The sequence below is a fragment of the Janthinobacterium tructae genome (assembly GCF_006517255.1).
Classification (GTDB): domain Bacteria; phylum Pseudomonadota; class Gammaproteobacteria; order Burkholderiales; family Burkholderiaceae_D; genus Janthinobacterium; species Janthinobacterium tructae.
Window position 1 is genome coordinate 4,916,182 of record NZ_CP041185.1, and the last position, 20,204, is coordinate 4,936,385.

12 protein-coding genes, 2 tRNA genes and 4 rRNA genes are annotated in these 20,204 nt (G+C 57.5%); 13 read left to right on the top strand and 5 right to left on the bottom strand.

Annotated elements, in window-relative coordinates:
• Positions 1 to 285 precede the first annotated feature (285 nt).
• From FJQ89_RS21585 to FJQ89_RS21595, 3 genes are all read left to right on the top strand, one after another.
• Complete coding sequence (locus FJQ89_RS21585; RefSeq protein WP_243136197.1) at positions 286 to 1,446, top strand: porin; 1,161 nt, start codon at positions 286 to 288, stop codon at positions 1,444 to 1,446.
• A gap of 117 nt (positions 1,447 to 1,563) precedes the next feature.
• Positions 1,564 to 3,606 (top strand): NosR/NirI family protein, encoded by a 2,043-nt coding sequence (locus tag FJQ89_RS21590; RefSeq protein WP_243136198.1) that lies wholly within the window; start codon positions 1,564 to 1,566, stop codon positions 3,604 to 3,606.
• A complete protein-coding gene (locus FJQ89_RS21595; RefSeq protein ID WP_141171649.1) occupies positions 3,596 to 4,606 on the top strand; it encodes an FAD:protein FMN transferase in 1,011 nt (336 codons plus the stop codon). The genes FJQ89_RS21590 and FJQ89_RS21595 overlap by 11 nt, the downstream gene beginning before the upstream one ends.
• 1 nt (position 4,607) lies before the next feature.
• Here the strand turns inward: FJQ89_RS21595 and FJQ89_RS21600 are convergent, their stop codons facing one another.
• Positions 4,608 to 6,596, bottom strand: coding sequence for a sigma-54-dependent Fis family transcriptional regulator (locus FJQ89_RS21600; RefSeq protein ID WP_243136199.1), 1,989 nt, complete (start codon positions 6,594 to 6,596; stop codon positions 4,608 to 4,610).
• A gap of 600 nt (positions 6,597 to 7,196) precedes the next feature.
• Here FJQ89_RS21600 and FJQ89_RS21605 point away from each other — a divergent pair.
• The 6 genes from FJQ89_RS21605 to rrf (FJQ89_RS21630) all read left to right on the top strand — a co-directional run bounded on the left by FJQ89_RS21605 (position 7,197) and on the right by rrf (FJQ89_RS21630) (position 12,643).
• Positions 7,197 to 8,727 (top strand): 16S ribosomal RNA (locus tag FJQ89_RS21605).
• 100 nt (positions 8,728 to 8,827) lie between these two features.
• A tRNA-Ile gene (locus FJQ89_RS21610) sits at positions 8,828 to 8,904 on the top strand.
• 11 nt (positions 8,905 to 8,915) lie between these two features.
• Positions 8,916 to 8,991 (top strand) — tRNA-Ala (locus FJQ89_RS21615).
• A 238-nt stretch (positions 8,992 to 9,229) separates the two neighbouring features.
• Positions 9,230 to 12,102, top strand: a 23S ribosomal RNA gene (locus FJQ89_RS21620).
• 137 nt (positions 12,103 to 12,239) lie between these two features.
• Positions 12,240 to 12,352, top strand: a 5S ribosomal RNA gene (rrf, locus tag FJQ89_RS21625).
• Between the two features lie 178 nt (positions 12,353 to 12,530).
• Positions 12,531 to 12,643, top strand: a 5S ribosomal RNA gene (gene rrf, locus FJQ89_RS21630).
• The 16S, 23S and 5S rRNA genes sit together here with 2 tRNA genes alongside, the layout of an rRNA operon.
• Before the next feature lie 61 nt (positions 12,644 to 12,704).
• Here rrf (FJQ89_RS21630) and FJQ89_RS21635 read toward each other — a convergent pair.
• From FJQ89_RS21635 to FJQ89_RS21650, 4 genes are all read right to left on the bottom strand, one after another.
• Positions 12,705 to 13,049 (bottom strand): DUF1840 domain-containing protein, encoded by a 345-nt coding sequence (locus tag FJQ89_RS21635; RefSeq protein ID WP_141171650.1) that lies wholly within the window; start codon positions 13,047 to 13,049, stop codon positions 12,705 to 12,707.
• A gap of 180 nt (positions 13,050 to 13,229) precedes the next feature.
• Positions 13,230 to 13,775: a hypothetical protein gene (locus tag FJQ89_RS21640; protein ID WP_141171651.1), complete on the bottom strand. Its 546-nt coding sequence runs from the start codon at positions 13,773 to 13,775 to the stop codon at positions 13,230 to 13,232.
• Positions 13,776 to 13,839: 64 nt separating this feature from the next.
• Complete coding sequence (locus FJQ89_RS21645) at positions 13,840 to 15,360, bottom strand: YifB family Mg chelatase-like AAA ATPase (RefSeq protein ID WP_141171652.1); 1,521 nt, start codon at positions 15,358 to 15,360, stop codon at positions 13,840 to 13,842.
• Positions 15,361 to 15,471: 111 nt separating this feature from the next.
• Positions 15,472 to 15,720 carry an accessory factor UbiK family protein gene (locus tag FJQ89_RS21650; protein ID WP_035824443.1) on the bottom strand — a complete coding sequence of 83 codons (249 nt, stop codon included), beginning with the start codon at positions 15,718 to 15,720 and terminating at the stop codon, positions 15,472 to 15,474.
• A 270-nt stretch (positions 15,721 to 15,990) separates the two neighbouring features.
• Here FJQ89_RS21650 and FJQ89_RS21655 point away from each other — a divergent pair, with 270 nt between their 5' ends.
• From FJQ89_RS21655 to gshA, 4 genes are all read left to right on the top strand, one after another.
• Positions 15,991 to 16,758, top strand: coding sequence for a TorF family putative porin (locus FJQ89_RS21655; RefSeq protein ID WP_141171653.1), 768 nt, complete (start codon positions 15,991 to 15,993; stop codon positions 16,756 to 16,758).
• A gap of 11 nt (positions 16,759 to 16,769) precedes the next feature.
• Positions 16,770 to 17,108, top strand: coding sequence for a P-II family nitrogen regulator (locus FJQ89_RS21660; protein WP_010393464.1), 339 nt, complete (start codon positions 16,770 to 16,772; stop codon positions 17,106 to 17,108).
• Positions 17,109 to 17,119: 11 nt separating this feature from the next.
• Positions 17,120 to 18,655 (top strand): ammonium transporter, encoded by a 1,536-nt coding sequence (locus tag FJQ89_RS21665; RefSeq protein ID WP_141171654.1) that lies wholly within the window; start codon positions 17,120 to 17,122, stop codon positions 18,653 to 18,655.
• 204 nt (positions 18,656 to 18,859) lie between these two features.
• The gene (gene gshA, locus FJQ89_RS21670; protein WP_071079543.1) at positions 18,860 to 20,158 is read left to right on the top strand and encodes a glutamate--cysteine ligase; all 1,299 of its coding nucleotides are present in this window, start codon (positions 18,860 to 18,862) and stop codon (positions 20,156 to 20,158) included.
• Positions 20,159 to 20,204 lie beyond the last annotated feature (46 nt).

Consider the following 20,204-nt stretch of genomic DNA (forward strand, 5'->3'; position numbering starts at 1 on the left):
GGGTGAAACGCCCGGGCCACTCGGACGGGTGTCTCCCTGTTCGCCGGGCGCTTTCTTTTTGCTGACGGCCCAGGCCGTCAGTTTTTTGTTTACCTGTACGCCCGCTATGCATACTTGCGGTCAAAAAATGAACACTATCTGTGGCAATTGATCCGCTGCTGCACACGTTAACGACGCTTTTTCTCTTTCTCCCTCTGAGCAGTGCTGGGCACGCTTATTGCCAAAGCTTGAGGTACATCAATCACTGGTGTGCACACTAAAAACAGAGAAGAAAGAGGAGACGCAATGAACACATTGAGCAAGCTGGGGAGCCTGGGTGTCATGACAATCGCAGCGATGGGGCAGGCACAAGCCGTCGATATCAAGGCGGGCGACTGGACCGTGTCGGTGGGCGGCATCGTCAACGCCTATTACACGCAAGTGTCGTGTTCGGGCGATGCGGTGGGTGGGCTGGCGCTGGGCGGCCAGGCGCTCGGTTGCGGTGGCGAGAAGGACCGCACCACGATCGGCAACGGCTTGCTGCCGAATGGCTTGATCACCTCGGCAAGCTCGCGCCTGGGCGAGTACGACGTGAAAGCCTTGATCGGCATCTACAACTCGACGGCCACCGACAGCGCCATCAGCCAGAACAGCGTGGTCGATGTGCGCCAGGCCTTCTTCACGTTCGGCAATGCGGAAATGGGCACCTTCAAGCTGGGCCGCGACTACGGCATCTTCGGCGCGAATGCGATCCTGTCCGACATGACCTTGTTGGGTTCGGGCGCACCCGTGCAGGCAACGCAGCGGGGCCGCGTGACCCTGGGCCATATCGGCGCCGGCTACACCTATCTGGGCAACTATGGCCAGATCATGTACAGCTCGCCGAAGTCCGGCGGCTTTGGCGTCGATGTGGCGCTGGTCAGCCCCGTTTCCGATACGCCCATCGTGGCAGGCTCGACCTATTCCTCGAAGTCGAGTCCGCAAGTGCAGGCGCAAGTGACGTATGCGCAGGAAGGCTTGAAAGCCTGGCTGGGCGTGAAGTCGCAAAAATTCACCTCGAAAACGCCAGGTGTCGATGACCTGACCATGCGCGGCGTGGAAGTGGGCGGCTCGTACCAGATGGGCCCGGCCGGCGTGCTGGTCAACTTCCAGGGCGGCAAAGGATTGGGGATACTCTCCGATGCGGATCAGGGCGATACCAAGTCGAAGAACTGGCTGCTGCAAGGCACGTATAAAACGACGGACAAGCTGAAGCTGGGCTTGTCCTACGGCATCAGCAAGAACGACGACAATACGGCCGGCACGGGCGGCTTGAAGTCGAACGCCAACCTGACGCTGGGCGCGTATTACTCGCTCAACAGCGCGATCACCCTGGTGGGCGAACTGGGCCAGACGCGCTCGAAAGGCTTTACGGGCGGCGAAGCGAAGATGAATGGCGTGTCGCTGGGCGGCATTATTTTCTTCTAACCAATAAATGCGGCGCCTTGCGACAGGGCGCCGCACGGAGTGCAATGCATGCGGATAATGCGGTTGTTCATCGGATGCTGGCTATTCCTGTTTATCTTGGGACAGGCGTGGGCAGGCGTGCTCACCAAGGCCGAGCTGGCACGGCGTTTTCCTGCTCCCATCGTCGTCGGCGACAAGGAGACCGACTTGCCCGTCTGGCCCTTGTTCCGGCAAAACGCCACGGCCACCGAACTGGTCGGCTACGTGTTTGAATCGGTGGACCTGGCTCCGATTCCCGGTTTTTCCGGCGTGCCCGTCAATCTGCTGATCGGCATCGATCCGAAAGGCAGTTTTCTGGACGTCGCCGTGCTGTCGCAACACGAACCGGTGTTTCTCGACGGCCTAGGTGAAGCGCCCCTGTTTCAATTCGTCAAACAGTACCAGGGTTTGTCGCTGAAACAGAATATCGCCATCGATGCGCGCACCAAGCGCGCGCCAGATGCGACCCACGCCGATATCGACGGCGTGTCGAAGGCCACGGCCTCCGTGCGCATCATCAACCAGAGCGTGCTGGCCTCCGCCTTGAAAGTGTCGCGCAAAAAACTGGGTTTTGCGCAAGGGCGCGACCCCGACCAGATTGCCCGCATCCGCATGGACGTGTTCGAAAAACTCAGCGCGGCGCAGATGCTCAAACAAGGCTTGATCCAGCATGTACGCCTGAGCAACAAGGACGTGGAAACCCTGTTTGCCGGCAGTCCTGGCGCGGGACTCGATACGCAGGCCACACGCGAACCGGACGGTGTGTTCATCGACCTGTACCTGGCGTATGTATCCGTGCCCACGGTGGGACGCAATCTGTTGACGGAGCGCAGCTGGAGCAAACTGCGCAACCGGCTCGACGAGGGCGACCACGCCATCCTCGTCATGTCGCGCGGGCGCTACAGCGTGCTGGGCGACGATTTTGTGCGCGGCACCGTGCCGGACCGGCTGTTGCTGAAGCAGGATGGCTTGCCCATCGACATGCGCGACCTGGACCTGGAATTGAGTTTGTCGGAGGGGGCAGCGTTGCCGACGGAAAATGTCGCTGTCTTTCGCATCATCAGCCAGGCGGGGCTCGATGCGGCCAGCCCGCTGGCGTTCACACTTCCCATCACGCGCAGCAAGGGCATCGTGTATCCGGAACGCATCGCCCGCAACGTGGATTTCAGTTTCCGCCTGCCGGCTGATTTTTATAGCGCACCGCAAGGCGACGATGCCACATGGCGCGGCACGTGGAAGAACCGCAAGGCCGAGCTATTGACCTTGCTGGCCGGGCTGGCGCTGCTGGCCGGCGCTTTGGCCTGGCAAAAACGCCTGGTGCGCGAGGGGCGGCAATTTACCTGGTTCCGCCGCCTGTTCCTGTTGTTTACCATCGCTTTCATCGGTTACTACGCGCAGGGGCAGTTATCGATCGTCAATATTACGGGCGCATTCCAGGCGCTGCTGGCGGGGCGCAGCCTGGGCTTTTTCCTGTTCGATCCGATGACGGTGATCCTGTGGGCTTTCGTGCTGCTCAGTCTGTTTATCTGGGGGCGCGGCACGTTTTGCGGCTGGCTGTGTCCGTTCGGCGCGCTGCAGGAATTCACGGGCAAGCTGGGCCAGTGGTTGCGATTGCCTCAGTGGAAGATCAAGCCGCGCCTGGACGGGCGCTTGAAATGGGTCAAGTATGGCTTGCTGGCGGCCATTCTCGGCAGCAGCGTGTTTTCCAGCCAGCTCACGGACAAGCTGGTGGAACTGGAGCCGTTCAAGACGGCGATCACTTTGAATTTCGTGCGCGCCTGGCCCTTCGTCGTCTATGCCGTGGGCTTGCTGCTGCTCAGCAGCGTTTCCTACAAATTCTTTTGCCGCTACCTGTGTCCGTTTGGCGCGGCGCTGGCGCTGCTGGGGCGCTTTCGCCTGTTCAACTGGATTCCCCGCCGCAAGGAATGCGGCACGCCTTGCCAGACTTGTCGCCACCGTTGCGAGTATCACGCCATCGCGCCCAGCGGGAAGGTCGATTACGGTGAGTGTTTCCAGTGCATGGATTGCGTGGTGATTTACGCCAGCGATGAAAAATGCGCACCCTTGATGCTGGAAATCAAGCGTGCCCGTACCATTCCCATCGTCCGGGCCACGGCGGAGGAGAGCAGCAATGCAGCGTAGAACCTTTATTTCCGCAGCGATCGGCAGCGTGGCCGGCATGGCGGGCGTGTCCTTGCCTGGCAGCATGGCGCGCGGCACGGCCACGGCGTCCGGCGTGCGGCCTTATCAAGGCGCCGCGCTGGCGTTTGGCACGACGATCGCCGTCACCGTGTTGCACCACGATCAGCACCAGGCCGAACTGGCGATTGAAGACGCCTTGCATGCGGCCAGGAATATCGACCGGCTGATGAGCATTTACAGCCCGGCCAGCCAAGTCTTTCAGCTGAATCGTGATGGCCGTCTGGCCCGGCCGGACGTGCATCTGCTGGCCGTGCTGGCGCAGGCGCAAGCCTTGTCGCAATCGAGCGATGGGGCGTTCGATATCACCGTGCAACCCTTGTGGCAGCTATTTCGCGCGGCGGCAGACCAGGCACGCTTGCCGACGGACACATTGCGTCGTGCCGCGCAGGCGCGGGTTGGCTGGCGGCAACTGGCGTGGGATAGCCGCGAAGTGCGTTTTCTTCAGCCCGGCATGGCGCTGACCTTGAATGGCCTGGCGCAAGGCTACGCGGCGGACATGGCGCTGGCGGCCGTGCAGGCGCGCGGCATACGGCACGCGCTGCTCGACACGGGTGAGTTCATTGCGCGCGGACAGCGCTCCCTGCGCCGTCCGTGGACCTTGGGCATCCAGGACCCGCGCGACAGGGAAATCCTGGCGGCTACCTTGAAAGTGGAAGGGCGCAGCGTGGCCACGTCAGGCGATTACGAATGCACGTTCACGCCCGACTTCGCGCATCACCACATCTTCGACCCTTCGAACGGCGATTCGCCGCGCGAACTGGCCAGCGTGACCGTGCTGGCGCCCACGGGTTTGCTGGCCGACGGTTTGTCGACGACCTTCATGGTGACGGGGGCCGCGCGTGCGCATGCGATGGCCGCACACATGCAGGGCGTCGACCTGATGACCATCGACAAGTCGGGCCAGCGCAAGATGTCTCCCGGCTTTGCCCGTCTAATCTAAGCTATTTCAGATGCGGTACCTTGCGATAGATCGTGTTGCGCGACACGCCCAGGGCCCGCGCCGTGGCCGAGACGTTGCCGCCGTGGGCATCGAGCGACTTGAGAATCGCGCTTTGTTCCATTTCTTCCAGGTTCGCGCCGGCGGCAATCATGCGGTCCGTGCTGGCGCTGGCGGCATGGGCCTGCGTCATCTCAATATCGTCGAGGAAATCATCAGGCATGTGGCGTAGACAGATTTCATGCTCGTCGCCTGCCATGACGATGGCCGTGCGCAACAGATTGGTCAACTGGCGGAAATTGCCTGGCCATTTATGCTGGTGGAACATGCGCAGGATGTCCGGCGCCACCGTGTAGCGCGTATCGGGCGCTTCCGTCGCGAGGATTTTCTTGACGACTGTGTCCAGGTCGGTGCGTTCACGCAGCGGCGGCAGTTTGACCACCAGGCCATTCAGGCGATAATACAAGTCTTCGCGGAACAGTCCCTTGGCCATGCGTTCGCGCAAGTTGTGATTCGTGGCGCAAATGAGTTCCACATTGACGGTGATCGATTTGCTGCTGCCCAGCGGGGTGACCATGCGTTCCTGCAGCACGCGCAACAGCCGCGCCTGCAAGCCGAAGGGCATGTCGCCGATTTCATCGAGGAACAGGGTGCCACCATTGGCTTGCAGGATCTTGCCGATGGCCCCTTTCTTGCGCGCGCCCGTAAATGCCCCGTCTTCATAGCCGAACAGTTCAGACTCGATCAGGGTTTCCGGGATCGACGCGCAATTGACGGCGATAAACGGTCCCATGGCCCGCGGCGAGTCGTTATGGATGGCTTGCGCCAGCAATTCCTTGCCTGTGCCCGTTTCACCCATGACGAGGATGGGAATATCGCGCCCCAGCACCTTGTTGACTTTTTCGATCACCAGTTCCAGTTGCGGATCGCCCGTGCGCAAGTAGCGCAGGCCGGACAGGCGGCGCGCCGCGTTGGCCGCATGGCTGGCTGGTGCGGGAACCTGGGCCGGCACGGCGTTGATATCGCTATGGTCGGTGCTGGCAGTGAAACCGTGCTGGAAAACGCTATTGGACAAGCGCAACTGCGCGCGCCCATACACGCGCACGCCGCTGTGCATGCACAGGTTCAGCAAACCGGGTGAGGCCGTCCGGTAATGTTCGTACAGGGCAGACACGGGCAAGCCGAACAGGGAGCTGAAGGTATGGGATTGCAGCGCGGCGAATGACAGGCCCAGCTGGAACAAACCGTTTTTATTGGCGGATAAAAACCGCCCGCCCGGCGTGAATGAGGCGATGCCTTCCATTAAGGTGCCGATGAATTCGGGACGCGCGTGGAAGTGCACGGTGATGGCGTCTTCAAAGGTGGCGGAAAACAGCTGATTCTCAATCATCAGCGCCGACATGCGCACCAAAGCCATCGTATGCTTGTGAAAGCTGCGCTGATCGCTGGACACGTCCAGCACGCCGATGACATTGCCCCGGTGATCGGTGATCGGTGCCGCGGAGCACGTCAGGAAATGATTGGCGGCCAGGTAATGCTGGTCCGCATGGACCAACGTCGGTACTTTCTCCGTGATGGCCGTGCCGATGGCATTCGTGCCGCGGCTTTGTTCCGACCATGCCACGCCCGGCTGCAGCGCCACGCGGTTGGCTTTCTCCAGGAAATCATCGTCACCCAGCGAATGCACGATCACGCCGTTGGCATCCGTCAAGATCACCATATTGTGCGTGTTGACGATTTGCTGGTACAGGGTTTCCATGGCGGGCAGTGCGTGCGTGTGCAGCATGCGGTTTTGCTCGATCAGCAGTGACAGGTCGGATTTGCCGGCCGGCGTAAAGTCGGGCGTGGCCGTGGGCGACAGCCCAAAGGCGACTGAGCGCTGATGGGACGTTTCGATGATGACGGGGACGTTGTCCTGTCCTGCCGGCAAAATGTTCGCGTCCGCGATGGACGAAAACGGTGCGCTACGGTAAGTAGCTGACGGTTGATACATGATCTCGTTGCCTCCGTTGGGCCCTGTACTGCGGCGCTCTTTTGAATATCGAGAGTGTTCCATAATGTAGCACCTGTCACAGATGGGAGCAAAGCAAAGCGAACCGGGCTGTCCCCAGTGTTGCTGCCAGGCCCAGAGTTGCTGCCATCAGTGTGCAGTGCATATGTCTGTATAAGCAAGTGCGGTGCCAGGGCTGTTTCTCGGAGCTGAAAAATAGCCCTTGCAGGGTGCACGGGGCAGGGCTATAATTCGCCCCCTCGCTGAACGATGCATGCAAATGCTGAGTGAAGCGGGTAAAAAAGAAGGTTGACGAAATGCTGAAAAAGCTTCATACTCTTCCTTCTTCGCAGCTGACAAACACAACGCTTTGTCAAGAGCGCGAAAGCAGTACCGAATACAGTTCTTTAACAATTAACAGTCGATAAGTGTGGGCATTTGATGTAAGTGCAGCGTCAATCTTCGGATTGGCGTCTAACTTAAAATATCAAATGTTCACAAGAAATAATGAAATAGGCGCTACGCAAGTAGTGGCCTGTCAGTTTTTTGAGTGAGCGACCCGTCGCAAGACGGTGCCAATAAAATGGCAAAGTAACAGAGATTAAACTGAAGAGTTTGATCCTGGCTCAGATTGAACGCTGGCGGCATGCCTTACACATGCAAGTCGAACGGCAGCACGGAGCTTGCTCTGGTGGCGAGTGGCGAACGGGTGAGTAATATATCGGAACGTACCCTAGAGTGGGGGATAACGTAGCGAAAGTTACGCTAATACCGCATACGATCTAAGGATGAAAGTGGGGGATCGCAAGACCTCATGCTCGTGGAGCGGCCGATATCTGATTAGCTAGTTGGTAGGGTAAAAGCCTACCAAGGCATCGATCAGTAGCTGGTCTGAGAGGACGACCAGCCACACTGGAACTGAGACACGGTCCAGACTCCTACGGGAGGCAGCAGTGGGGAATTTTGGACAATGGGCGAAAGCCTGATCCAGCAATGCCGCGTGAGTGAAGAAGGCCTTCGGGTTGTAAAGCTCTTTTGTCAGGGAAGAAACGGTGAGAGCTAATATCTCTTGCTAATGACGGTACCTGAAGAATAAGCACCGGCTAACTACGTGCCAGCAGCCGCGGTAATACGTAGGGTGCAAGCGTTAATCGGAATTACTGGGCGTAAAGCGTGCGCAGGCGGTTTTGTAAGTCTGATGTGAAATCCCCGGGCTCAACCTGGGAATTGCATTGGAGACTGCAAGGCTAGAATCTGGCAGAGGGGGGTAGAATTCCACGTGTAGCAGTGAAATGCGTAGATATGTGGAGGAACACCGATGGCGAAGGCAGCCCCCTGGGTCAAGATTGACGCTCATGCACGAAAGCGTGGGGAGCAAACAGGATTAGATACCCTGGTAGTCCACGCCCTAAACGATGTCTACTAGTTGTCGGGTCTTAATTGACTTGGTAACGCAGCTAACGCGTGAAGTAGACCGCCTGGGGAGTACGGTCGCAAGATTAAAACTCAAAGGAATTGACGGGGACCCGCACAAGCGGTGGATGATGTGGATTAATTCGATGCAACGCGAAAAACCTTACCTACCCTTGACATGGCTGGAATCCTTGAGAGATCAGGGAGTGCTCGAAAGAGAACCAGTACACAGGTGCTGCATGGCTGTCGTCAGCTCGTGTCGTGAGATGTTGGGTTAAGTCCCGCAACGAGCGCAACCCTTGTCATTAGTTGCTACGAAAGGGCACTCTAATGAGACTGCCGGTGACAAACCGGAGGAAGGTGGGGATGACGTCAAGTCCTCATGGCCCTTATGGGTAGGGCTTCACACGTCATACAATGGTACATACAGAGCGCCGCCAACCCGCGAGGGGGAGCTAATCGCAGAAAGTGTATCGTAGTCCGGATTGTAGTCTGCAACTCGACTGCATGAAGTTGGAATCGCTAGTAATCGCGGATCAGCATGTCGCGGTGAATACGTTCCCGGGTCTTGTACACACCGCCCGTCACACCATGGGAGCGGGTTTTACCAGAAGTAGGTAGCTTAACCGCAAGGAGGGCGCTTACCACGGTAGGATTCGTGACTGGGGTGAAGTCGTAACAAGGTAGCCGTATCGGAAGGTGCGGCTGGATCACCTCCTTTCTAGAGTTTGCACGAATCAGGTAACTGATTCACGCATCAAATGTTCACACTTATCGGCTGTTTAATTAAGAAGAAACAGTAGTAGTAGTAGCACCGCGTTGGGGCTGTAGCTCAGCTGGTTAGAGCACCGTGTTGATAACGCGGGGGTCGTTGGTTCGAGTCCAACCAGCCCTACCAGTCATTACCCAGGGGGATTAGCTCAGCTGGGAGAGCACCTGCTTTGCAAGCAGGGGGTCGTCGGTTCGATCCCGTCATCCTCCACCACGTTTTACTCGAAAGTGCAAACGTAAGCCGTGAGGTTTAGGTTTGATCTTTTAGCGATCAAAGCTGTTTCGTTCTTTAACAATCTGGAAGAAGTAAAGATTATTTATTGATCGGTTTGCCGTAAAAAGCGAATCGATGGGTAATGATTGTATGTATCAACAAACAAGCAACAACGTTGTACTTTCTTATCCCTGTAGCGCTCTTTCATCATGCAAATGATGAGAGGCTAACGTTATAGGGACAAGCGAATAAGTGCACATGGTGGATGCCTTGGCGATTACAGGCGATGAAGGACGTAGTAGCTTGCGATAAGCTGCGGGGAGTGAGCAAACACACTTTGATCCGCAGATTTCCGAATGGGGCAACCCACCCTTTTAGGGTATTGCATACTGAATACATAGGTATGCAAGGCGAACGCGGCGAACTGAAACATCTAAGTAGCTGCAGGAAAAGAAATCAACCGAGATTCCCAAAGTAGCGGCGAGCGAAATGGGAAGAGCCTGTACGTGATAGTCGGACTGATAGAAGAATCCTCTGGAAATAGGAACCGTAGCGGGTGATAGTCCCGTATTCGAAATCAGACCGGTGATACTAAGCGTACGACAAGTAGGGCGGGACACGTGACATCCTGTCTGAATATGGGGGGACCATCCTCCAAGGCTAAATACTCGTAATCGACCGATAGTGAACCAGTACCGTGAGGGAAAGGCGAAAAGAACCCCGGAAGGGGAGTGAAATAGATCCTGAAACCGTGTGCATACAAACAGTAGGAGCGGACTTGTTCCGTGACTGCGTACCTTTTGTATAATGGGTCAGCGACTTACATTCAGTGGCAAGGTTAACCATATAGGGAAGCCGTAGAGAAATCGAGTCCGAATAGGGCGATCAGTCGCTGGGTGTAGACCCGAAACCAAGTGATCTACTCATGGCCAGGATGAAGGTGCGGTAACACGCCCTGGAGGTCCGAACCCACTAATGTTGAAAAATTAGGGGATGAGCTGTGGGTAGGGGTGAAAGGCTAAACAAACTTGGAAATAGCTGGTTCTCTCCGAAAACTATTTAGGTAGTGCCTCAAGTATCACCATCGGGGTAGAGCACTGTTATGGCTAGGGGTCATTGCGACTTACCAAACCATTGCAAACTCCGAATACCGATGAGTGCGAGCTTGGGAGACAGACGTCGGGTGCTAACGTCCGGCGTCAAGAGGGAAACAACCCAGACCGCCAGCTAAGGTCCCAAAGATTGGCTAAGTGGAAAACGAAGTGGGAAGGCTAAAACAGTCAGGATGTTGGCTTAGAAGCAGCCATCATTTAAAGAAAGCGTAATAGCTCACTGATCGAGTCGTCCTGCGCGGAAGATGTAACGGGGCTAAGCCAGTCACCGAAGCTGCGGATATCCTTTATTGGATATGGTAGGAGAGCGTTCTGTAAGCCTGCGAAGGTGTCTTGTAAAGGATGCTGGAGGTATCAGAAGTGCGAATGCTGACATGAGTAGCGATAATGGGGGTGAAAAGCCTCCACGCCGTAAGCCCAAGGTTTCCTGTTCAACGTTCATCGGAGCAGGGTGAGTCGGCCCTAAGGCGAGGCAGAGATGCGTAGCTGATGGGAAGCAGGTTAATATTCCTGCACCGTCGTATGATGCGATGGGGGGACGGATCGCGGAAGGTTGTCCAACTGTTGGAATAGTTGGTTTTTGGCTCATAGAAGGCGCTTAGGCAAATCCGGGCGCGTAATTCAAGGGGTTGAGACGAGTGAACTTGTTCACGAAGCAATCGGAAGTGGTTCCAAGAAAAGCCTCTAAGCTTCAGTCATACGAGACCGTACCGCAAACCGACACAGGTGGGCGAGATGAGTATTCTAAGGCGCTTGAGAGAACTCGGGAGAAGGAACTCGGCAAATTGGTACCGTAACTTCGGGAAAAGGTACGCCCCGGTAGCTTGATTGGTTTACTCCATGAGGGTGAAAGGGTTGCAATAAACTGGTGGCTGCGACTGTTTAATAAAAACACAGCACTCTGCAAACACGAAAGTGGACGTATAGGGTGTGACGCCTGCCCGGTGCTGGAAGATTAAATGATGGGGTGCAAGCTCTTGATTGAAGTCCCAGTAAACGGCGGCCGTAACTATAACGGTCCTAAGGTAGCGAAATTCCTTGTCGGGTAAGTTCCGACCTGCACGAATGGCGTAACGATGGCCACACTGTCTCCTCCCGAGACTCAGCGAAGTTGAAATGTTTGTGATGATGCAATCTACCCGCGGCTAGACGGAAAGACCCCATGAACCTTTACTGTAGCTTTGCATTGGACTTTGAACCAATCTGTGTAGGATAGGTGGGAGGCTTTGAAGCGGGGACGCTAGTTCTCGTGGAGCCAACCTTGAAATACCACCCTGGTTTGTTTGAGGTTCTAACCTTGGTCCGTTATCCGGATCGGGGACAGTGCATGGTAGGCAGTTTGACTGGGGCGGTCTCCTCCTAAAGTGTAACGGAGGAGTTCGAAGGTACGCTAGATACGGTCGGACATCGTGTTGATAGTGCAATGGCATAAGCGTGCTTAACTGCGAGACTGACAAGTCGAGCAGGTACGAAAGTAGGACATAGTGATCCGGTGGTTCTGTATGGAAGGGCCATCGCTCAACGGATAAAAGGTACTCTGGGGATAACAGGCTGATTCCTCCCAAGAGTTCATATCGACGGGGGAGTTTGGCACCTCGATGTCGGCTCATCACATCCTGGGGCTGTAGCCGGTCCCAAGGGTATGGCTGTTCGCCATTTAAAGTGGTACGTGAGCTGGGTTTAAAACGTCGTGAGACAGTTTGGTCCCTATCTGCCGTGGGCGTTGGAAATTTGAAGGGGGCTGCTCCTAGTACGAGAGGACCGGAGTGGACGTATCTCTGGTGTACCGGTTGTCACGCCAGTGGCATTGCCGGGTAGCTAAATACGGAAGAGATAACCGCTGAAAGCATCTAAGCGGGAAACTTGCCTTGAGATGAGATTTCCCAGAGCCTTGAGCTCTTTAAAGGGTCGTTCGAGACCAGGACGTTGATAGGCTGGGTGTGGAAGTGCAGTAATGCATTAAGCTAACCAGTACTAATTGCCCGTACGGCTTGTCCCTATAACCTTAGCAGGTACAGAGGATAAGACGGTACAACGTTGCGTGTTTGTTGATACTACTATTCATTACCCAATCTTTGCTTCTTCCAGATTCAGGCTTTGTCGCTCAACTGAGGACAAATGCCAGTACAAGTTATGCCTGATGACCATAGCAAGTTGGTCCCACCCCTTCCCATCCCGAACAGGACCGTGAAACAACTTTGCGCCGATGATAGTGCTGCAACCAGTGTGAAAGTAGGTTATCGTCAGGCTTGTTATTCGCAGTAGAGAAAAACCCGACCAGCAATGGCCGGGTTTTTTTTCGTCTGGTGCTTTTTCGCTATAAAAAGCCACTTTTGGCCCCATTCCCAGATAAATTCGTATATAATTCGCCTCCTCAGATCAGATGGTTTGCTGCCCCGTTGGGAGCAGGCTGTTGAAAAAGTTATGCCTGATGACCATAGCAAGTTGGTCCCACCCCTTCCCATCCCGAACAGGACCGTGAAACAACTTTGCGCCGATGATAGTGCTGCAACCAGTGTGAAAGTAGGTTATCGTCAGGCTTGTTATATAAAAAAACCCCGCTAGGTGCGGGGTTTTTTTTCGTCTGCAGCGTTCATGGGATCAGATGCCCCAGGTAATGCTTTCACCTTCTGCCTTGGCCGAGCGCAGCATCTCCATCAAGGGATAGGCGCGCTGCGAAAAATGCACTTTTTGCGCGCGCGCATGGGCGCCCGATTCGCCATCTTCCAGCGTTTCCGGCGTATGGGTATCGTGCTCGATGTCATTTTCCGGATGCAATTTGCTTTCCGCGACTTCTTTTTCCAGCAAGGCCAGGGCATCTCCTGCTTCCGTTGGCGTAATGACGCCGCGCGTGGGATTCTTGTGCAGGATGTCGAGGATACGCTGGGCATGCTCCTGGTACATCAGTACTTCAGGGGAGGATTTGGATTTGAATGAGATCAACATAAGCGCTTTCTGAAACTTGTTGTTAGTGTCGAAACAATATCACGACTTGAAACATCGCACAGGCCGTCCGATTGCCCGGATTGCACATTTGCAAGCCGGATATCGCCATCTGTTGGACAGCGCACGTATTTACAAGAGCTTGCTGACCGTGAAAACATCCGTTTAAGCGATCACTAAGTCTCAATCCAGTTTCACTGAGTCCATGAAGGTGTCGATGGTGTCACGCGACAGCTTGCGCTCTTCACCGAGAATGATGATCTGGAAGATGTGCTTGTCCTGTGCCACAAAACGGCCGACCAGCAGGACAGGCTTGCCTTGCTGCGTGCCGCTGGCCTCGATGCTGAGCGAACTGCGCTGATGTATTCCGGCAGCAGTGCTGCTGGCTGCCGATGCGGACTTTTCGCTGCGTACAGTGCCGTTGATATTTTTCAACAGGGCGGTCTGCATGGCGGGCAGGGCCGCTTGCGCCTGTTCTGCGTTGTCGAGCACGGCACTGCCGATGGCGAAGGTATTGCCATCAACCTCGCTCGCCGTCATGGTCAGGCTGACTTTCTTGCCATCGAGATCGATCTCGCGCGTCAGCACGGCCGGCTTGCCTGGAAACAGGGCCGTGAACTGAGCGTCGGGGCTGCGATAGTCGCGCCAGTCGAATTTCGGACTGCAGGCGGACAGGACGCTGGCGGCCGCGAGCGTAGCCAGCAAGAGAGCAAGTGATGGTTTTTTCATCAGCAGATGGTAGCAGTGCCGCCAGTCACGCGCAATCGCGTATGTGTGGCGTTCATTGCTCTCCTTACATTTCACGCAGTACGCGCCGGTACTGGATCGCTTCGGCGACATGCGGCTGCGTGATCGTGGGGCTGCTTGCCAGGTCGGCGATGCTGCGCGCCACGCGCAGTACCCGGTGGTAGGTGCGTGCCGACCAGTGCAGGCGCGCCATGGCGCCATGCAACAACTGTTCGCCATGTGGCTCCAGGCGACAATGCTGTTCGATTTCCGTGCTGCTCAGGCGCTGGTTCGCTTTCCCCTGGCGTGCCAGCTGCAGGGCGAAGGCTGCCGCTACCCGCGTGGCGATGGATTGCGTGCTTTCGCCGGCGCCTGCGTGCCGCCCCAGCGCCGCCGCTGGCATGGCGGCAACTTCGATTTGCAGGTCGATACGGTCGAGCAGCGGGCCGGACAGGCGACTGCGATAGCGCAGCACGGCGTCCGGCGTGCAGCGGCAACGGCCGGAAGCATGCCCCAGGTAGCCGCACGGGCAGGGATTCATGGCGGCGATCAACTGAAAGCGGGCAGGAAACTCGGCCTGGCGGGCCGCACGCGAAATGCTGATGACGCCCGATTCCATGGGTTGGCGCAAGACATCGAGGACCCGGCGCTGGAATTCGGCGATTTCATCGAGAAACAACACACCGCAGTGTGCCAGCGAGATTTCTCCCGGGCGCGGCAGGTTGCCGCCGCCCACCGGGGCCACGCCGGACGCCGTCTGGTGCGGGGCACGATAGGGACGGCGTTTCCAGTGTTCCACCTTGAAGTGGCCGCCCAGCGAATGTACGGCGGCCGATTCCAGTGCCTCTGCATCGCTCATGGGCGGCAGCACGCCGGGAAACCGGCTGGCCAGCATGGTCTTGCCCGCACCCGGCGGTCCCACCATCAGCACGTTGTGGCCGCCCGCGGCCGCCACTTCCAGTGCGCGTCGCGCCTGCTGCTGGCCCTGTACATCGGCAAAGTCGGGATACGCAAAAACCTGCGCTGCCAGCACGGGTTGATGGCGTTGCAGGGCCATCTGGCTGGCGGGCGCGGCAAAATGCGCGCAGACCTCGAGCAGGCTGTGGGCGGGATAGATGCAGGCATCGCTGACCAGCGCCGCCTCGTCCGCGTTCGCTTGCGGCAGGATGAAGGCGCGTGGTGTGCCCGATTGGCTGCGCTGCATGGCAAAAGTCATGGCCAGCGCACCGCGGATGGGGCGTAGCTGGCCCGACAGTGACAGTTCGCCCGCGAATTCGTAGTGGTGTAGTTGGTTGCCCGGCAATTGGCCGGAGGCGGCCAGGATGCCCAGCGCAATGGGCAAGTCGAAGCGGCCCGATTCCTTGGGCAGGTCCGCAGGCGCCAGATTGGCTGTGATGCGCCGCGCCGGCATTTCAAAGCCGCAGTTTTGCAGCGCAGCGCGGACGCGGTCGCGCGATTCCTTCACTTCCGTATCCGGCAGGCCGACTATCGTAAACGAGGGCAAGCCATTGGCAAGGTGGACTTCGACACTTACCTCGGGTGCCTCCATGCCGGCCAGGGCGCGGCTTTTCAGGACGGCCAGACTCATCAGACTCCCCTGTGGCGCGAGCGCGGTCAGGATCAGTCTAGCGCTTGAAGCGCTGTCAGGCTTGAGATATGCCAGCAAGGCGGCGTATAACGCGACCTTGCTGGCGGTACGTTATGCCTTTGGGTCGTTCAGGCGCGTTTCCAGTTCGATCAGGCGCAATTCCAGTGCATCGAGCTTGGCGCGGGTCTTGGCCAGCACTTGCGCCTGGATATCGAATTCCTCGCGCGTGACGAGATCGAGACGGGCGAAGCCCTGGGTCATCATCGATTTCACGTTTTTCTCGATATCCTTGGCCGGCGAGTTCTCGATGGCCTGGTGAATCTTGCCTTGCAAGTCGTTAAAGAAGGTATTCATGTCCATGGTCAGTCCTTTTATGGTGCGGCATGTGCATCGCACCATTGCGGTGCACAGCGGTGTTAATCTGGTGCGGAAATGGGTAAATCCACAACGCTTCAGCAGCCCATTTCCGCATGCCCAATGGCTTGCAGGGTATGTATGGACGGAAATGCACCTGTCAAGGTGGCAAGAGAGCTGGCACGTATTCTGCTAAAGAAGGTATGAACGCTTTGTGATCTCCAGCCAAGATTTTAAACCTCAACCGCTTTAAAAGTTCAATAAAAGGAAATCGCCATGAAGAATCTCTCCAAGAACATGACTTTAGTAGCAGCGTTGACGCTGGCCATGACCGCCGTGTGCGGTAGCGCCATGGCCCAGGATGCAGTGGCAGCGCCTGCCGCGGCCGAAGCCGTACCTGATAACGTGGTGAGCTACAACGTGGCATTGACCACCGACTACCGCTACCGTGGCGTGTCGCAAAGCCGTCTTGACCCAGCCATCAGCGGTGGTGCCGACTATACCCACAATCCGACGGGCCTGTATGTGGGCACCTGGTTGTCGAGCATCAAATGGATCAAGGATGGCGGCGGCGATACCAATCTGGAATGGGATATCTACGGCGGCAAGCGGGGCGAGATCAGCAAGGATTTTACCTATGATGTGGGCGGCCTGTACTATTTCTATCCCTCGAATGGGCTGAGCACCAATGCCAACACTTTCGAGTTGTACGGCCAGCTTGGCTACGGCCCTGCCTATATCAAGTACTCGCACTCGACGACCAATCTGTTTGGTGTCGCCGACAGCAAGAACAGCGGCTACCTCGATGTGGGTGCGAATATCGATATGTACGAAGGTTATCTGCTGAACCTGCATGTGGGCCGCCAGAAGGTCGCGCACAACGATTCCCTCAGCTACACCGATTACAAGCTCGGTGTCACCAAGGATTTCGGCATGGCAACCGTTGCCCTGGCCTACGTCAAAGCCAATATCACGTCGCTGGCACCGAATGGCAAGAACCTGGCGAAATCCGGTCTCGTGCTGACCGTGTCCAAAACCTTTTAAGCGAGACTGCCATGAAAATGATTACCGCAATCATTAAACCATTCAAACTGGACGAAGTGCGTGAAGCCTTGTCGGCTATCAATGTGCAAGGCATTACCGTCACCGAAGTGAAAGGGTTCGGCCGCCAGAAAGGTCACACGGAACTCTACCGTGGGGCTGAGTATGTCGTCGATTTCTTGCCGAAGACCAAGATTGAAGCGGCCGTCGATGACGCCATTGTCGACCAGGCCATCGAAGCGATCGAAGGTGCCGCGCGTACCGGTAAAATTGGTGATGGCAAGATTTTCGTCTACAACCTGGAACAGGTCATCCGTATCCGTACCGGTGAAACCGGCAACGAAGCGCTCTAAGGGGAATATTGATGCATAAAAATATAACAAAATTGCTCGCCGGGATAGCCTGCCTGTGTGCGTTTGGCATCGCCACGCCAAGCTTTGCCGATGCGCCCGCCAAGACGGAGGCGGCCACGACCACGGCCGTCGCCGCCCCCGCCGTGACGCCGGTGCCTGACGCCGCGCCCGCTGCCGCCGCTCCGGCCCCGGCCGCTGCTGCGCCAGTCGCCGCGCCCGTCGCCAACAAGGGCGATACCAGCTTCATGATGATCAGCACCTTGCTGGTGATCTTGATGACCATCCCCGGCCTGGCCCTGTTCTACGGCGGCCTGGTGCGTTCGAAGAACATGCTGTCGGTGCTGATGCAGGTGTTCATGGTGTTCGCGCTGGTCATCGTGCTGTGGTGCATCTACGGCTACTCGATCGCCTTCACGGAAAAAACCGCCTTCTTCGGTGGCTTCGACCGCCTGTTCCTGAACGGTATCTGGGATCCGGCCAAGGGCACGTTTGCCGCCGCCGCCACCTTCAGCAAGGGTGTCGTCATTCCCGAGTTCGTCTTCGTGGCATTCCAGGGCACGTTTGCCGCCATCACCTGCGCGCTGATCGTCGGCGCCTTTGCCGAGCGCGCCAAGTTTGCCGCCGTGCTGGCCTTCGTCGTGCTGTGGTTCACGTTCGCCTACCTGCCAGCGGCCCACATGGTGTGGTTCTGGACCGGTCCTGACCTGATCACCAACGCCGCCACCTCGGCCAGCGAAGCCCTGAAGGCTGGCTGGATCTGGCAAAAAGGCGCGCTGGACTTCGCCGGCGGCACCGTGGTGCACATCAACGCCGCCGTTGCCGGCCTGGTAGGCGCCGTCATGATCGGCAAGCGCGTCGGCTACGGCCGCGAATCGATGGCGCCGCACTCGCTGACGATGACCATGATCGGTGCCTCGCTGCTGTGGGTGGGCTGGTTCGGTTTCAATGCCGGTTCCTCGCTGGAAGCGGGCGATGTGGCGGCATTGGCTTTCGTCAACACCTTGCTGGCCACTGCCGCCGCCACCCTGTCGTGGGTATTTGGCGAGTGGATCAGCAAAGGCAAGCCATCCATGCTCGGTGGCGCGTCCGGCGCCGTGGCCGGCCTGGTGGCGATCACCCCGGCAGCCGGCTTTGTCGGCCCGATGGGCGGCCTGGTCATCGGCTTGCTGGCCGGTGTCATCTGCCTGTGGGGTGTGAATGGCCTGAAACGCCTGATCGGCGCCGATGATTCGCTCGACGTGTTCGGCGTGCATGGCGTGGGCGGCATCCTGGGTGCCTTGCTGACGGGTGTGTTTGCTGCACCACAACTGGGCGGTCAAGGCATCTTCGACTATGTCACCAACAAGATGTCGGCGGATCCGTACTCGATCGGCCATCAGGTGTGGGTGCAGGCGCAAGCGGTCGGCACCACCATCATCTGGTCGGCCGTGGTCTCCGTCATCGCCTATAAACTGGTCGACATCGTCATCGGCCTGCGCGTACCGGAAGAAGAAGAGCGCGAAGGCCTCGATATCACCAGCCATGGCGAGCAGGCATATCATGGTTAAATGATGGCAATATGGCATGCCAGCGCCCCGGCGCGGCATGTCAGGCTGGAAAAGGCGCCTCGTTGAGGTGCCTTTTTTTCGTTGTGGGAATGGAAAAGGTCTTTAAAACAAGGCTTTTGCCCCGATTTGGGATACTTACACGGTAATATAGTCGGCAGTTCTGTGTGCTTTTTTGAATACTGCACATAATTTAAGGATGTAACTATGGTTCCCCATCTCGTCACGGCCCTGACCGGACCGCTGCTCGACCTCGAAAAAAAGATTCTGGCCGCGACGCCGGCCATTGAGCGCTGGTTTCGCATGGAGTGGCAAGAGCACACGCCGCCCTTCTATTGCTCGGTAGACTTGCGTAACGCGGGCTACAAGCTGGCGCCCGTCGATACCAATCTGTTCCCTGGCGGTTTTCATAACCTGGCCACGGAAATGCTGCCCCTGTCCGTGCAGGCGGCCATGGCTGCCATCGACAAGTATTGTCCGGACGCCCGCAATCTGCTGATGGTGCCGGAATTGCACAACACCACGCCGCAATACCTGCAAAACGTGGCGCGCTTGATGCAGATCTTCCGCCAGACGGGGCTGCACGTACGCCTGGGCTCGTGGTCGCCCGAGATCACTCAGCCGACGCCATTGGCGTTGCCAGATGGCAACATGCTCGTCATCGAGCCGCTCGTGCGCCTGAACAACGGCCGCCGCCTGGGCTTGAAGGATTTCGACCCGTGCACGATCTTGCTGAATAACGACTTGTCGGACGGCATACCCGATATCTTGCAAAATATTCATGAGCAAAGCCTGCTGCCGCCGCTGCACGCGGGTTGGGCCTTGCGCCGCAAGAGCAACCACTACACGGCCTACGATGAAGTGGTGAAAAAATTCGGCAAGATGATCGATGTCGATCCGTGGATGCTCAATCCCTTCCACGCCAAGTGCAGCGACGTCAATTTCCAGGAAGGCGAGGGCGAAGATGCGCTGGCCGCCAGCGTCGACGTGCTGCTGGCCAAGATCCGCAAGAAATACAAGGAATACGGCATCAAGGAAAAGCCGTTTGTCATCGTCAAGCCCGATGCGGGCACGTATGGCACGGGCATCATGACGGTGCGCGATGCCAGCGAAGTGCGCGACTTGTCGCGCAAGCAGCGCGAAAAAATGTCGATCGTCAAGGATGGCCAGCTGGTAACCGACGTGATCATCCAGGAAGGCGTGCCGACCTTCGAAAGCATCAAGGATGCGGTGGCCGAGCCCGTCGTCTACATGATCGACCGCTATGTGGTAGGCGGTTTTTACCGCGTGCATGCTGAGCGGGGCGTGGACCAGAACCTGAACGCGCCCGGTTCGCAGTACGTGCCGCTGGCGTTTGCCCAGCAGCATGCGGTGCCGGACTTGAAGGCCAAGCCGGGCACGGCCGCGCCGAACCGCTTCTATGTGTACGGCGTGGTGGCGCGTCTGGCCTTGCTGGCCGCGTCGCTGGAAATGGAGCGCACGGACCCGAATCCCGAGGTGTATTGATCTACCCCTGCCGCTTGCCAGGCGCGGTGACTACCGCGCCTGGCGA